This is a genomic window from Marinobacter iranensis, from assembly GCF_029207565.1.
Taxonomy (GTDB): Bacteria; Pseudomonadota; Gammaproteobacteria; order Pseudomonadales; family Oleiphilaceae; genus Marinobacter; species Marinobacter iranensis.
Window position 1 is genome coordinate 1 of sequence record NZ_JANCMW010000203.1, and the last position, 267, is coordinate 267.

General features: G+C 49.8%; 1 protein-coding gene. It reads left to right on the forward strand.

What is annotated here, in order from left to right; genetic code table 11:
• The coding region (locus NLU14_RS22030; RefSeq protein WP_275710631.1) for a rhomboid family intramembrane serine protease at nucleotides 1–267 on the forward strand (267 nt) is incomplete at both ends.

Below are 267 nucleotides of genomic sequence, written 5' to 3' on the forward strand. Positions count from 1 at the left end.
GCCCTTTGATTTTTATCCGTTACGAAAGCTTGAGGCAATATCTGCGGTTGTATCCCGTCAATTCGGCGATCATCGTCGCGAATCTGGTCATGTTCATCATCATGCTGTTCAACGGCGATCCGACGCGCAGCGATACGCTGGTTAAATACGGAGCGCTAACGAACGTTCCGGGGTATGACCAGAATTGGCGATTCGTTACATCGCTTTTTTTGCATGCCGGTCTTGCGCATCTCGCGATGAACCTGTTTGCGATATTCGTTTTTGCGG